Here is a 12580-nt window from a genome sequence, read left to right as displayed (position 1 = left end):
GGGCGATGGAGTGGGTTTCACCCATAGGACCAAGACTGTCCATTTCCAAATCATATCGACCATCAAGGCGAAAAAGAGAGCGATGCGCTCATCAAAATCTCGCGCCTCGCCCCCGGGAGGGTAGGCGAGGCGCGAGAGACCGCAGCAAAGGGGGGCTGCGGTCTACTGATCAAAGGTTGGCGAGAAGCTCGTTGACGCGGCTTTCCATATCGGCCAGCGCGGATTCAACATCCTTCTGGCCGCTGATTGCTGCACTCATTTCCTCACCGACAATATCCTGGATGGCGAACTGGCGCTGAACGGCGGACGGCAATGGCTTGCCAAGCGTGGCAATCGGCGCAATCGTATCGCGATGCGGCAGCGCCTTGAACTCGGCGGATTCGATAACCGCCTTGTAGGCCGGCAGGTGACCGGTGCGCGACCATTCAAAATCATTATCGGCGAAGAATTTCAGGAATTTGGCGATTGCCGCTTCCTGCTCCGGGGTGCGGTCCTTCTTGGAGACGGCCCAGCTGTGGCCATCGGCATATTGCGCCTTGGCGCCGGGGAAGAGCTGCGGATAGGGATAGACCGCATAGCCGCCCTTGTTCAGCGCAGTGCCCGGCTTTTCAGATTGGGCATTGTAGTCGCCGACCATCCAGGTGCCGTTCAGGTGCACGCCGCCTTCACCGCCGAGAAACGCGTTGATGGAGCCGCCGTAATCAAGGTCCTTCGTCGTGTCGTCCTTTTCGAAGATGGTCTTGTACATCTCCACGATCTTGCGTGCTTCTGGCGTGTTGAACTTCACCTTCTTCGGATCAGCGAAGAAATCGGAATTCTGCTGGAACAGGTAGGTGTAGAGATTGCGGGCATAGAGCGCCGTCTCATTGGCAAGGTTCTGGACGAAATAGGGCTTGCCGGTCTTCTGCTTGAACTGCTCGGCCTGGGCCAACAGCTCTTCCGGCGACTTTGGCAGGATCGGCGTGCCATCGGCATTGACGAGGCCAGCGGTTTTGAACAGGTCCATGTTGATATGATAGAGCATGGTCCAGTTGTCGATCGGCAGGCCGTAGATCTTGCCGTTCTTGGTGACACCTTCCTTGGCGGCGTCGGTAAATTTGTCCGGCGTCACGCCGACCGTCTTCAGCATGTCGTCAAGCGGGACCAGCAGATCCTTGGACTGATAGTCGGACAGGACCGATTCATGGATGGTGACGATATCCGGTGCGTCGCCCGAGGCGAACTGAGCGGTCAACTGGTCGTAGCCCGGCCATTCCACCGTGGTGACATTGATCTTGATATCGGGATTGTCGGCAGCGAATTTGTTGATCATCGAGGTGATGATGCCGCATTCGCCCACCGCCTTGCTGACATCGGTGTTCTTGCCAAAGTCTGCATCGCAAGCGCCGAAGAAGCGCTGCACCTGCAATTCGGTCTCGGCAAAGCTTGGTGATGCGACCAGCACCGCGGCTGCGGATATGGTGGCGAGAAACAATGTCCTCAAAGTCATGATAGTCTCCTCCTCCTCAGGTTTTGCCGTCGTCAAACGAGCGGCGTTTTATCCTCATTCGTTCAGGCTTTGCCTCTCTGCCTGAGCGTCATGCATCACCGCACCGCCGCCCCAGATACGGCAGTGACGATATATTTCTGGAAAAACAGATAGATGATCAGGATGGGGGCGCCGGCAAACACGGCCTGCGCCATCAGAAAGCCGATGCCTTGCGACTGGGCAAAATTCATCTGCGTCGAGGCGATGCCGACGGTCAGCGTGAACATTTCCTTCTTCGTTGCCGAAATCAGCGGCCAGAAGTAATCGTTCCAGGCACCGAGAAAGGTGAAGATGCCGAGCGTCGCCTGAGCCGGCACTGTGAGCGGCAAAAGCACCTTCCAGAAGACGCGGAAGCGGCTGGCATTATCCAGGATCGCCGCCTCGTCCAGTTCTTTCGGAATGGCGCGGAAGTATTGCGTCATCAGGAACACGCCGAAGGCGGAAGAAAGACCCGGCAGGATCAGCCCGGGATAGGAATTGTGCAGGCCAAGCCAGCTGAAAATCTGGTGGCGGGCAATCAGCACCGCCTGTTCCGGCACGGCGAGACCCAATAGCACGAGGACGAACAGCACGTCGCGACCGGGGAAGTTCAGCCGGGCAAAGCCATAACCCGCAAGTGATGACAGGATCAGCGTCATGATCGTCATGCCGCCCGCCACCACGATGCTGTTGAACACCCAGAGGAACACGCTGGAGGTGCCGATCGTGTCGATATAGTTCTTGATCGTGTAGGGCAGATGGAAGACCGAATGCGGATCGACCATCAGCGCATTGTTGTCTTTCAAGGACAGCGCGATGACGTAAATGACAGGCGCTGCCATGACGATGGCCAGAAGGATGACGAGGCCGTAGAGAACGCGGTCGCCGAAGGATCTGCCGATGATGTTGGAGTTTTGCGAAGCCATCACACATCTGCCTTTCTGCGGGAAACCAGAAATTGCACCATGGCCGCGATCAGGATCAGCACGAAAAGCACTTCGGATGCGGCGGCACCGAGGCCAAGATCCCAGCGGCGGAAGGCGGTTTCGTAGATATAGAAGACGATCGGCTTGGTGAGGTTGTTCGGGCCACCGCGCGTCATCAACAGCGCCTGGCCGAAGAGCTGGAACTGAAAGACGATCTGGATGATGACGACGAGCACGAAGGTGCGCTTGATCGAGGGCAGGGTGATGGACCGCAGCGTCTGCCAGCGGTTGGCATTATCGAGGGCTGCGGCCTCGTAGATATCCTGCGGGATCTGTTGAAGGGCCGAGAGAAACAGCATCATCGGCAGGCCGATGCACCACCAGACGGTGGCGATAGCGATGCCGATCATAGCAAGGCTCGGGTCCGACAGGAAGGCAGGGGCACGAGCACCGAACAGGCCGAAAATCATCGACAGAAGGCCGATATCGGGAATGTAGACGATCCGCCAGATCAGCGTGACGATGGTGACGGAGAGAACCGACGACGAAAAGAACAGGCCTCTGAGAACGGCGGCGCTGCGGGTGCGCTTGTTAAGGCAGAGCGCCAGAAACAGGCCGAGCAAGGCCAGCGACGGGACGGTCAAGAGAACGAAATAGAAGGTGTTCCAGATCGACTGCAGGAAGATCTTGTCATTGAACAGGCGGACATAATTTCCGAGGCCGATGAAGCGGCCGGAGGAGAATGTATCCGCCTTGTGGAAGGACAGCCAGATTCCCCAGAAGAGCGGAACGACAAGCAGCGTGACGAAGAAGACGAGATAGGGCGCGACGAAGAGGAAGTTTCGCCATTGCGGCGCGTAGATGTCGACGCTCTTTCTTCGCTTGATTGGGGCTGTATTTGGTGCAGTCAGTGCTTCAGCCATGACCCACCTCCCGCGCATGCCAGGCGCGACCCGATGCATCGAAGAGATGCGCCTTGGTGCTATCGAAGGAGAGGGCCACCCGGTCGCCGACCGTAACACGGCTATCGCCGCTGTCGGAGCCGACAAGCTGCTGGCCGTCGGCAAGGCGCACATAGACCAGCGTGCGCTCTCCCAGCCGCTCCACCACATCCACAAGGCCTTCGGCAGAGCCGCTGCCGGGTGTGGTGATGCGCACGTCTTCCGAGCGCAGGCCGAGTTCGAATGCGCCGGGCTCGATGCCTGCGGCGGGAATGGCGGTTGCGATCTTGATGCCGGAGGCGGTTTCGACGCTCACCAAGCCAGCATCCGTGCCGATGGTGACGGGCAGGAAATTCATTGCCGGGGCACCGACGAAGCCGGCGACGAAGCGGCTGGCGGGACGATTGTAGATCTCCATCGGAGTACCGATCTGCTCGATCTGCCGGTTGTTCATGACGACGATTCGGTCTGCCAGCGTCATGGCTTCGATCTGGTCATGGGTGACGAAGATCATCGTCGATTTTAGCCGCTGGTGCAGTTGGGCAAGCTCGATGCGGGTGCGGGTGCGCAGTGCCGCATCGAGGTTGGACAGCGGCTCGTCGAAGAGAAAGGCCTTTGGCTCTTTCACGACGGCCCGACCGATGGCGACACGCTGCCTCTGGCCGCCGGACAATTGCCCGGGTTTGCGCTCCAGCAGATGGCCGATCTCCAGCATGCGTGCGGCTTCGGCAATACGGGCATCGATGACGGAGCTGTCGACGGCGATGTTCTTCAGCCCGAAGGCCATGTTGTCGCGCACCGTCATATGCGGATAGAGCGCATAGGACTGGAAGACCATGGCGATGCCGCGTTTGCCCGGTGGCTGGTCGTCGATGCGTTCGCCATTGATGCGGATTTCGCCGTCATCGACACTTTCCAGCCCGGCAATCATGCGTAAAAGCGTGGACTTGCCGCAGCCGGAAGGGCCGAGGAAGACGACGAATTCATGCGCCGGAATGGAAAGCGACAGCCCTTCGAAAACGGTCAGCCCGCCGAAGTGCTTGCTCACATTGTTGATATCGATACTTGCCGTCATTGTCTCTCCTCCCATGACCCGTCTGGCATTCCCGGCTCAGCCGGTCAGACCTTGATGCGGAGCATCTGGTAGGAGTAGGGAGCGCAACGCGCCGAAAGCCGCCCGTTGGCAAGCGTTGCAGTATCGGCCTTTTTCGGCGCGACGTTGTTCATATTCGCTTCAGTGTTGACGGCCTTCAGGTCGGCATGGGTCATGACCTGGTGATCGGCGATGCTGCTTTCGCTGCCGAAGGCTGCGACGTCGAAGTCGGCCTCGATCTCCTTGTCGGAGCGGTTGACAATGAAGAAGCTGACGAAGCGGCCTTCCTCGTCATGCACGGCGGATACGTCGAGGCAGGATACCTCGCCCGCCACATCGCTCTTATAGGTGGGGCTGTTGACCTTCAGGTCCAGCGCCTTGCCGCGGCCATAGCGCGAGGCAAAAAGGAAGGGATAGAAGATCGTCTGGCGCCAGGCCGGTCCGTTCGGCGCGGTCATGATCGGCGCAATGACGTTCACGAGCTGCGCCAGGCAGGCAATGCGCACCACATGCGAGCGGCGGATAAAGGTGTTGAGGATCAGGCCGACCTGCAGCACATCCTCGAAATTGTAAATATCCTCAAGGAGCGGTGGGGCAAATGGCCAGCCATCGGCGCCGGCAAGCGTTTTCTTGTCCTGTTCCTTCGAGTGATACCAGACGTTCCACTCGTCGAAAGAGATGTAGACCTGGCGCGACGAGCGCTTCTTGGCCTTGATGTAATCGATGACGCCTGCGACCGACATGATATAGTCATCGAGCTTCTGGTTCATCGCCAGATAGTTGCCCACATCATTGGCGTGGTTTTCGAAATACATGTGAAGCGAGATGTAATCGACCTCATTATAAGTGTGATCGAGAACGGTCGCTTCCCACTCCGGATAGGTCGGCATCTTGGCATTGGACGAGCCACAGACGACAAGTTCGAGCGAGCTGTCGAAGGCGCGCATGGCCTTGGCGGTCTCATGGGCCAGGCGGCCATACTCATCGGCTGTCTTGTGGCCGATCTGCCAGGGGCCGTCCATCTCGTTGCCGAGGCACCAGAGCTTGACGTCGAAGGGCTCCTTGCGCCCATTGGCAATGCGCTTGTCGCTCCACTCGCTGCCGCCGGGGTGATTGGCATATTCCAGCATATTGCGCGCTTCATCCAGACCACGTGAGCCAAGATTGACGGCCAGCATCATTTCGGTGTTGGCGGATACGCACCAGTCGGCAAATTCATGCAGGCCGACTTCGTTGCTCTCAGAAGTATGCCAGGCAAGATCGAGGCGTACGGGACGTTCTTCCTTCGGGCCAACACCATCTTCCCAATTGTAGGCGGAAACGAAGTTGCCGCCGGGATAGCGCACGATCGGAACATCCAGTTCCTTGACGAGATCGATGACATCCTGACGCATGCCGTTCTGATCGGCCGCTTCGTGGGCTGGCTCGTAGATGCCGGTATAGACCGCCCGACCGAGATGCTCGATGAAAGACCCGTAGAGTCTTGGATCAATATCCGCCACGACAAATTGCGGATGCGCCACAACCGACACCTTCATGCATTCCTCCCATTCATATCATAAAAAGCGATATGTATCGCCATTGCTGATAATAAATCGGAAAATCCGGTAAGGGTCAACCGGAAGAGCGCTGATGCCGCTTGAAGAAGCTACCCGTAATTTCTAACAACTTGATGTCGCTTTCTTATTTTAAATATCGGAATTCTTGATATTATTCGATTTTCAGGCGCAGAACGATGTCCTGATCGTAATTGCCGAAGCCCTTGCCGAAGATATTGATGCCGCCCGGATGCTTGGCGTCGTCTTCGATGCCGATGCGCACGCGGATGGAGTGATGGCTGGCGAGATCGAGATCGGCCAGCGTCACATCGGAAATCTGCACGCCATCGACGAAGGTGCCGTCCGGTCCGACGCGCCAGTTCTTCAGCTTGCCATATTGCGAGCCCTTGAGCTTCCACCAGTCTGGCGTATAGACGCCACGCTTATCGCCGAAATCTCCGGGCGAGGTCCACACGCCGACCTTCTTGCCGTTGATGGTCAGCGTTATGTCAGACGGCCAGTCGGCGCTGGTTCCTGGCACTTCCGAGCTCAGCTCCACCGCCACTTCAAGCTCGCGAATTGCGGTGTTGGAGAGTTTGGCATTGTTGGGGAACTGATATTCCACATGGCCACGGGTAAACCAGATCAGCCCCGCCTTCATCCGGTCCGGATCCAGAAGTGCATTCGGAACATCGAGAAGGCCGATGATACCATCTGGTGAACAGAGCCCGCAGGGTGCCGTCACCTCGAAGCCGGTATAGAGGCCTACCGGCATGGACACCTCGATCATGTCCTTGCGCGGCTCACGCACCTCACTCTTGAAGACGACAACAACCTCTTCCACCGTGGCGCGACAGATTTTCTGGCTGCCCTTGCGCGCCTTCTGCGTCTCGCTCTGCAACAGGCCGGCATCTTCCAGAATCTGGATATGGGTGGAAACAGTCGATTGCGGCAGTTCCAGAGCCGCCGCCATGTCGTTGACATTCATCGGGCCGCGGTCATGCAGCATTTTCAGCATGGTCGCTCGCGTCGGCGAGGCAATGCCCTTCAACACGGCATGGTCGGTCTCGGGATCGATGATGAGGAATTTTTTCGTCATGGCGCTTTTACATTCGGATTTTCCGATTTGTATCGCGCTTTCTGATAATTGAAAAGTCGCTACTTCCTGTCTGCCCGATCCCGTCTAGAGGCGGTGAGGCTGAAATAGGCTTGCAGGAGCACGGATACGAAAAATCCGACGGCAGCGAGAGCGGTATAGGCTACGAGGCGATTGGAGAGCGTGTACCATCCGCACAGGATCGCTACGGCATTCATTCCCATCAGAGCTGCAACGACGCCAAAAAAGCAGATTGCTGCTTTCCACGGACCTGAGGCGGCGCTGACGAAGCGCCTCAGCCCAGATGAGGTGCGATTGCTCATTCGTCTACCTTTATTACATAGTCCTGTTTCTATCGCGCCCGGACTCATCCTCGGAGCGAAGGGAACTCATGCCGCACTGGCTCGTCGCCACGGTGCATTCTGGCTTGTTGCTTCGAACGCCAGCGACGTGGTCCTGTGTGCGGTATATTGCTGTCTGGGGAAGGGCGGGACAATAAAGAAAAAGGCCCTGCAATATTTTGCAAGGCCTTGATTTCTTTGAATTCGGATGGTGGGCGTGACAGGGATTGAACCTGTGACCCCTACGATGTCAACGTAGTGCTCTCCCGCTGAGCTACACGCCCTCCGTTGCGGCGCATAAATCACATAACCGAATGAAGCGTCAACTGCCTTTTTCGATTTTGTGACAGGTTTTTTTGAAACCCTTACGCCACAAGGAGTTTGTTGACCTCGTCGACGAGGTCGCGAAGGTGGAATGGCTTGGAAAGCACCTTGGCATCCTTCGGCGCCTTCGAATCAGCATTCAAAGCAACCGCTGCGAAACCGGTGATGAACATGACCTTGAGGTCGGGATCGAGTTCGGTGGCGCGGCGCGCAAGCTCGATGCCGTCCATTTCCGGCATGACGATATCGGTCAAAAGCAGTGAGAAAGGCTCTTCGCGAAGCCGATCATAGGCGCTTGCACCATTATCGAAGGACGAGACCTTGTATCCGGCCTTTTCAAGCGCCTTAACCAGGAAGCGGCGCATGTCATTGTCGTCTTCGGCGAGAAGAATTTTCTGAACCATATAAGTGACCGTAACTACAGAATTATTGGGATACCCTATCGCGATTGTACCATTGTCGGAGTAAATATCATGTGAATGGTAGAATCACGAGAGGGTGACTGCCTGCCAGTATGGACTTGCACTGGCGCAACTGGCAACATGATGCGTCTGGCAGAATTATGACATGGTAAACGGGACGGCATGGACTGGGTGACGGGCGAATATGAGCTGTTCGAGGTGTGCGAGCCAGCGGTGCACAGCATTCCCTTCGTCTATAATTCACCCCATAGTGGCCGCTGTTACCCCGTTTCCTTTCTTGAATCCTCGCGGCTCGATTCCTACGAAATTCGCCGTTCGGAAGATTGTTTCGTCGATGAGCTTTTTGCGTGCGCTCCTGATATCGGCGCGCCGCTGCTGAAGGCCAATTTCCCCCGCGCCTATCTGGATGTCAACCGCGAGCCCTATGAGCTCGATCCTCGCATGTTCGACGGCGCACTGCCATCTTACGCCAATATCGGCTCCATGCGCGTTGCAGGCGGTCTTGGCACCGTGCCGCGCATCGTGGCGGAGAACATGGATATCTACGCGCACCGCCTATCGGTGGAGGAGGGGCTGTCGCGTGTCGAGGGCATCTACAAGCCCTACCATGCGTGCCTGCGCCGCCTCGTCTCGCGCACCCATGCCACGCATGGCATGGCGGTGCTGATCGACTGCCATTCCATGCCTGGCAATATCCGCCTTGCCGGATCGAACATCCGCCCCGACATCATCATCGGCGATCGTTACGGCACTAGCGCCTCTGCGGAGATTTCCCGCGCGGCCCTGCATTTCCTTGAAGAGCTTGGCTTCAACGCCGTGTGCAACAAGCCCTATGCCGGCGGTTTCATCACCGAGCATTACGGCCGGCCGATCCGCTCGCTGCATGCGTTGCAGATCGAGGTGAATCGCGCACTCTATGTGGACGAAAAGACCTTTCTGAAGGCGGCGGATTTCCCGGCCATGCAATCGGCCCTGGGAATCTTCATGCGTCAGATGGCGGGTTTCGTCTCGGAATATGTGATCGATATGGCCTTTGCGGCCGAATAAAGCTTCTTTCATCCCGAACAGGACGCCTGGACGTCTCGCGCCGCTCTGGGCTGAGCGCAAAAAAAAACCGCGCCTTCGCGCGGTTAAGTCTAGGGAGGAAACACCCAAGGAGGGTATTTACAGTCAAAGACTGTGATGCCCATCCTAGAAAAAAATGCACAATTGTCAATCATTATAATTACCTGTATAAATTATAGGCAGCATTTAAGTGTTTGCATGTATGGTGGACTGGCATTTCATGGGCATGCCTATTCTGCAGGCAATAGGTGCCTCACGTAAGGAGAGTGGACGAGTCGCGCAGAACCGCGCTATGTGATCCTCCAGCCAATTACAGATGCCGGGGATTTTCATGCTGCCAGATCGCGACTTCTTCTTCCGCCTCGCCGATGCCGCCAAGGCTGAGACGCTGCCCCGGTTTCGCACCGGTATCGCTGTCGATAACAAGCAGGCCGGCGGTTACGATCCCGTAACGGAGGGCGACCAAGCAGCCGAAGCGGCAATCCGCGCACTGATCACCGAGCGTTTTCCCGATCACGGCATCCTTGGCGAGGAGCATGGCAGCATCGGGCTCGACCGCGAGCATGTCTGGGTGATCGATCCGATCGACGGCACCCGCGCCTTCATTTCAGGCGTGCCGGTCTGGGGAACGCTGATCGGTTTCCAATCCGGCGGTCGCGCCAGAATGGGCCTAATGGACCAGCCCTTTACCGGCGAGCGCTATTACGCCGATGGGGAGAAGGCATGGTACAAGGGGCCTGAGGGCGAAAAAGAGATCAGGACGCGGGCCTGCCGGTCGCTTTCGGATGCCATTCTCTTTACCACCTCGCCCCATATCTTCACGCCAACGGAGGCCGAGCGTTACGGCAAGGTGCAGGATAAGGTTCGCCTGTTCCGCTATGGCGTGGATTGCTATGCCTATGCTTTGCTGGCTGCCGGCCATGTGGATCTCGTCATCGAATCCGGCCTGAAGCCCTATGATGTCGGTGCGCTCATCCCGATCATCGAACAGGCAGGCGGCATCATCACCACCTGGGATGGCGCACGGCCAGAAGAGGCAGGGCGGATCATCGCTGCAGGCAGCAAGGCCGTGCATGAAGAGGCGCTCGCGCTGCTTTCCGGGCTCTGATCTTCTGTCCAGTCCGGTTTATTCCTCCGGCGCGAAAAAGGCGTCGATCGCCGCAAGCGCCTGAGCACGATAGATGTCGCGTTCCTGGAAGAGTTCGTGGCGCGCGCCGATCACCGGGATGAGTTGCGCTGCCCGGAAATTGCGCGACAATTCCTCCTGCGCCGCATAGGGCGTGATGGTATCGAGAACCGGCGCCAACAACAAAGTTGGAATGGTGATGTGGGTAAGGTGATCCTGCCGCGTCACTTTCGGCATGATCTTCATCACCTCATAGACCCAGCGAGCGGTCGGCCTGCCGATGAAAAGCTCCGGGTGGCTACCGATCATGGCGATGTTGCGGGCGAAGCGCTCGGCATCGGATGTCAGCGGGTTGCCGTCGAAATCCCGCTCTCGCTGGTCTTTGCCCAATTGCTTGCCGCCGAAGCCCGTCAGGGTCAGCGCTGTTGCAATCGTCTTGACCCATCGTGGCGAAACGGACTGGCCGCTCAGGGCGATAAAGGGCGAGCAGAGCGCCATGCGCTCGATGCGATTGGAGAGTTGCGGGGCCATGGACAAGGCGATCAAGCCGCCCGTGGAATGCGCCATGAGGAAGAACGGCAGCCGCGTGTCCGGCAGCACGACCTGTTCCAGAAACAGCGACACGTCCTTCTGATAATCGGAAAAGCGCCGCACGTAACCGGCATCCGCCTTTTTCAATAACCGCTCCGAACCACCCTGGCCGCGCGTATCGAAGGTCGCGACCCAGAAGCCCTTCGCCGTCAGATCGCGGATTGTCTCGAAGTATTTCTCGATCGTTTCATTGCGGCCGTGCAGCAGCACGATGGTTCCGCGCGCGACCGTCTGTTCCGAGCGAAAAATCGCATAACGCAGTTTCTTCCCGCCTTGACCTTCGAAAATTCCGATATGGTGGTTGCCGGGCACGGTATTGCCTTTGGTCTCATGGAGAATGGCTTCGGTCATCGATATCCTGCCTGGGGCAAATCGTGGTCGCACGAGAGCGTCCTGCGGCTTTTTTACACGCACAAAGGACGCTCTATCCTCTTTAAATCTACGCATCGTGTTTTGTGAAAATCGAATCCGATTTCCGGGCCGATGCCGTAGAGATATCTGAAGGGGATAGGTTGAGCGCCCGCATGCGTCAAAGGAAATATGCGCCATCAGAAAAATTGCCGGAACCGTCGGTCTTAGCAGTCGCGGTTCCGGCCAGTCGGACGGAAGGAGAAGGGACGATGCTCTTCCGCCCTCGAAGTTGCCTTCGATGAGACGTTTCTAGCGGTGCGAAAATGAACGCATCCGGAACCTCGTATTCAGCCGTCATTCAGGTGATGCGATCTCGAAAATTTTTCCTCTTGAACTGACAAAATAGCATTCCCACCTATTGCTCACGGTCGCCAGAACGGGGCCGTATCCAGGTCTCTCTCATCGCCAGAATGGGATGGAGAGCCGCCACCGCAAACAGTCGCTTCTAAGGAGGACACCATGCGTCACGTTGATTTTTCCCCCCTGTACCGCTCCACTGTCGGTTTCGACCGCCTGTTCTCGATGCTCGACAGCATCGGCCAGCCCGAGCAGGCACAGGCCTATCCGCCCTACAATATCGAGCGCACCGGCGAGAATGCCTACCGCATCACCATGGCGGTTGCCGGTTTCGATGAAAACGAAATCAGCATCGAATCCCGCGCCAATGTGCTGACCGTCAAGGCCGAGAAGGCCGAAGACACCAAGGCATCCGAGGGCGACTTCCTCTATCGCGGCATTGCCACGCGCGCTTTCGAGCGCCGCTTCCAGCTTGCCGACCATGTGGAAGTGCAGAATGCTTCGCTGAAAAACGGTCTTCTCCACATCGACCTTCTTCGCAACATTCCCGAAGCCATGAAGCCGCGCCGCATCGCGATTGCGACCGACGTCTCGGACGCACCGAAGCAGATCGAGGCACAGGTAACGCCAACCCAGGTGAACTAAACCTCGAGGTTAGCGCAGTATGAGAAGACGGCTCCCGCAAGGGGGCCGTCTTTTTTTGCGTCTACGGATGGGCGAAGCTCACTCTGGCGTGAGCCTCGTGCCGCGCTCAGCCGCCTTAGAGCGTTTCCTTGTTAAATAGAAACGTTCTGCCGGAGCAGGTTTTCGTCAGGGCAAAGGCGATTGGCGAAGGGCATACCCAAAGGTACGGTCGAGCCGATCGCCTTTGAGCCTCGCGGAAAGATGACCGGCCCTTCGGG

The 12580-nt window shown here is 57.6% G+C and carries 12 protein-coding genes and 1 tRNA gene; 3 read left to right on the top strand and 10 right to left on the bottom strand.

Annotated elements, in window-relative coordinates; translation table 11 throughout:
* Positions 1-169 precede the first annotated feature (169 nt).
* The 9 genes from QZ862_RS17595 to cpdR all read right to left on the bottom strand — a co-directional run bounded on the left by QZ862_RS17595 (position 170) and on the right by cpdR (position 8170).
* Positions 170-1489 carry an extracellular solute-binding protein gene (locus QZ862_RS17595; RefSeq protein WP_296013933.1) on the bottom strand — a complete coding sequence of 440 codons (1320 nt, stop codon included), beginning with the start codon at positions 1487-1489 and terminating at the stop codon, positions 170-172.
* Positions 1490-1584: 95 nt separating this feature from the next.
* Positions 1585-2433, bottom strand: a complete 849-nt coding sequence (locus tag QZ862_RS17590; protein WP_296076324.1) for a carbohydrate ABC transporter permease — start codon at positions 2431-2433, stop codon at positions 1585-1587.
* Positions 2433-3356, bottom strand: coding sequence for a sugar ABC transporter permease (locus QZ862_RS17585; RefSeq protein WP_296101181.1), 924 nt, complete (start codon positions 3354-3356; stop codon positions 2433-2435). Before QZ862_RS17585 ends, QZ862_RS17590 begins: the two co-directional genes overlap by 1 nt.
* Positions 3349-4449: a sn-glycerol-3-phosphate ABC transporter ATP-binding protein UgpC gene (gene ugpC, locus QZ862_RS17580; protein ID WP_296101180.1), complete on the bottom strand. Its 1101-nt coding sequence runs from the start codon at positions 4447-4449 to the stop codon at positions 3349-3351. The genes QZ862_RS17585 and ugpC overlap by 8 nt, the downstream gene beginning before the upstream one ends.
* 44 nt (positions 4450-4493) lie before the next feature.
* Positions 4494-6005 (bottom strand): alpha-N-arabinofuranosidase, encoded by a 1512-nt coding sequence (locus tag QZ862_RS17575; protein ID WP_296101179.1) that lies wholly within the window; start codon positions 6003-6005, stop codon positions 4494-4496.
* Between the two features lie 172 nt (positions 6006-6177).
* A complete protein-coding gene (locus QZ862_RS17570) occupies positions 6178-7104 on the bottom strand; it encodes a metalloregulator ArsR/SmtB family transcription factor (protein ID WP_296101178.1) in 927 nt (308 codons plus the stop codon).
* 59 nt (positions 7105-7163) lie between these two features.
* A complete protein-coding gene (locus QZ862_RS17565) occupies positions 7164-7424 on the bottom strand; it encodes a hypothetical protein (RefSeq protein WP_274103088.1) in 261 nt (86 codons plus the stop codon).
* Between the two features lie 227 nt (positions 7425-7651).
* A tRNA-Val gene (locus QZ862_RS17560) sits at positions 7652-7726 on the bottom strand.
* An 81-nt stretch (positions 7727-7807) separates the two neighbouring features.
* Positions 7808-8170: a cell cycle two-component system response regulator CpdR gene (cpdR, locus tag QZ862_RS17555; RefSeq protein WP_027675545.1), complete on the bottom strand. Its 363-nt coding sequence runs from the start codon at positions 8168-8170 to the stop codon at positions 7808-7810.
* Positions 8171-8350: 180 nt separating this feature from the next.
* Here cpdR and QZ862_RS17550 point away from each other — a divergent pair, with 180 nt between their 5' ends.
* Positions 8351-9235 carry an N-formylglutamate amidohydrolase gene (locus QZ862_RS17550; protein ID WP_296040327.1) on the top strand — a complete coding sequence of 295 codons (885 nt, stop codon included), beginning with the start codon at positions 8351-8353 and terminating at the stop codon, positions 9233-9235.
* Positions 9236-9584: 349 nt separating this feature from the next.
* Positions 9585-10361: a histidinol-phosphatase gene (hisN, locus tag QZ862_RS17545; RefSeq protein ID WP_296101177.1), complete on the top strand. Its 777-nt coding sequence runs from the start codon at positions 9585-9587 to the stop codon at positions 10359-10361.
* A gap of 18 nt (positions 10362-10379) precedes the next feature.
* Here hisN and QZ862_RS17540 read toward each other — a convergent pair whose 3' ends face one another.
* Entirely contained in the window at positions 10380-11321 is a 942-nt protein-coding gene (locus QZ862_RS17540; RefSeq protein ID WP_296101176.1) for an alpha/beta hydrolase, read from the bottom strand.
* Positions 11322-11840: 519 nt separating this feature from the next.
* On the opposite strand from QZ862_RS17540, the gene QZ862_RS17535 reads away from it, so the two are divergent.
* Positions 11841-12323, top strand: coding sequence for an Hsp20 family protein (locus QZ862_RS17535; RefSeq protein WP_296013917.1), 483 nt, complete (start codon positions 11841-11843; stop codon positions 12321-12323).
* The last annotated feature ends 257 nt before the right edge of the window (positions 12324-12580 follow it).

This window comes from uncultured Agrobacterium sp., assembly GCA_913777615.1.
Lineage (GTDB): Bacteria > Pseudomonadota > Alphaproteobacteria > Rhizobiales > Rhizobiaceae > Agrobacterium.
This window is presented reverse-complemented; position numbering and strand designations above follow the sequence as displayed.

What these genes read in the sequence shown, in the direction of transcription:
- QZ862_RS17595 (WP_296013933.1), bottom strand. Translation starts at nt 1,489, where the DNA reads ATGACTTTGAGGACATTGTTTCTCGCCACCATATCCGCAGCCGCGGTG.
- QZ862_RS17590 (WP_296076324.1), bottom strand. Translation starts at nt 2,433, where the DNA reads ATGGCTTCGCAAAACTCCAACATCATCGGCAGATCCTTCGGCGACCGC.
- QZ862_RS17585 (WP_296101181.1), bottom strand. Translation starts at nt 3,356, where the DNA reads ATGGCTGAAGCACTGACTGCACCAAATACAGCCCCAATCAAGCGAAGA.
- ugpC (WP_296101180.1), bottom strand. Translation starts at nt 4,449, where the DNA reads ATGACGGCAAGTATCGATATCAACAATGTGAGCAAGCACTTCGGCGGG.
- QZ862_RS17575 (WP_296101179.1), bottom strand. Translation starts at nt 6,005, where the DNA reads ATGAAGGTGTCGGTTGTGGCGCATCCGCAATTTGTCGTGGCGGATATT.
- QZ862_RS17570 (WP_296101178.1), bottom strand. Translation starts at nt 7,104, where the DNA reads ATGACGAAAAAATTCCTCATCATCGATCCCGAGACCGACCATGCCGTG.
- QZ862_RS17565 (WP_274103088.1), bottom strand. Translation starts at nt 7,424, where the DNA reads ATGAGCAATCGCACCTCATCTGGGCTGAGGCGCTTCGTCAGCGCCGCC.
- cpdR (WP_027675545.1), bottom strand. Translation starts at nt 8,170, where the DNA reads ATGGTTCAGAAAATTCTTCTCGCCGAAGACGACAATGACATGCGCCGC.
- QZ862_RS17550 (WP_296040327.1), top strand. Translation starts at nt 8,351, where the DNA reads ATGGACTGGGTGACGGGCGAATATGAGCTGTTCGAGGTGTGCGAGCCA.
- hisN (WP_296101177.1), top strand. Translation starts at nt 9,585, where the DNA reads ATGCTGCCAGATCGCGACTTCTTCTTCCGCCTCGCCGATGCCGCCAAG.
- QZ862_RS17540 (WP_296101176.1), bottom strand. Translation starts at nt 11,321, where the DNA reads ATGACCGAAGCCATTCTCCATGAGACCAAAGGCAATACCGTGCCCGGC.
- QZ862_RS17535 (WP_296013917.1), top strand. Translation starts at nt 11,841, where the DNA reads ATGCGTCACGTTGATTTTTCCCCCCTGTACCGCTCCACTGTCGGTTTC.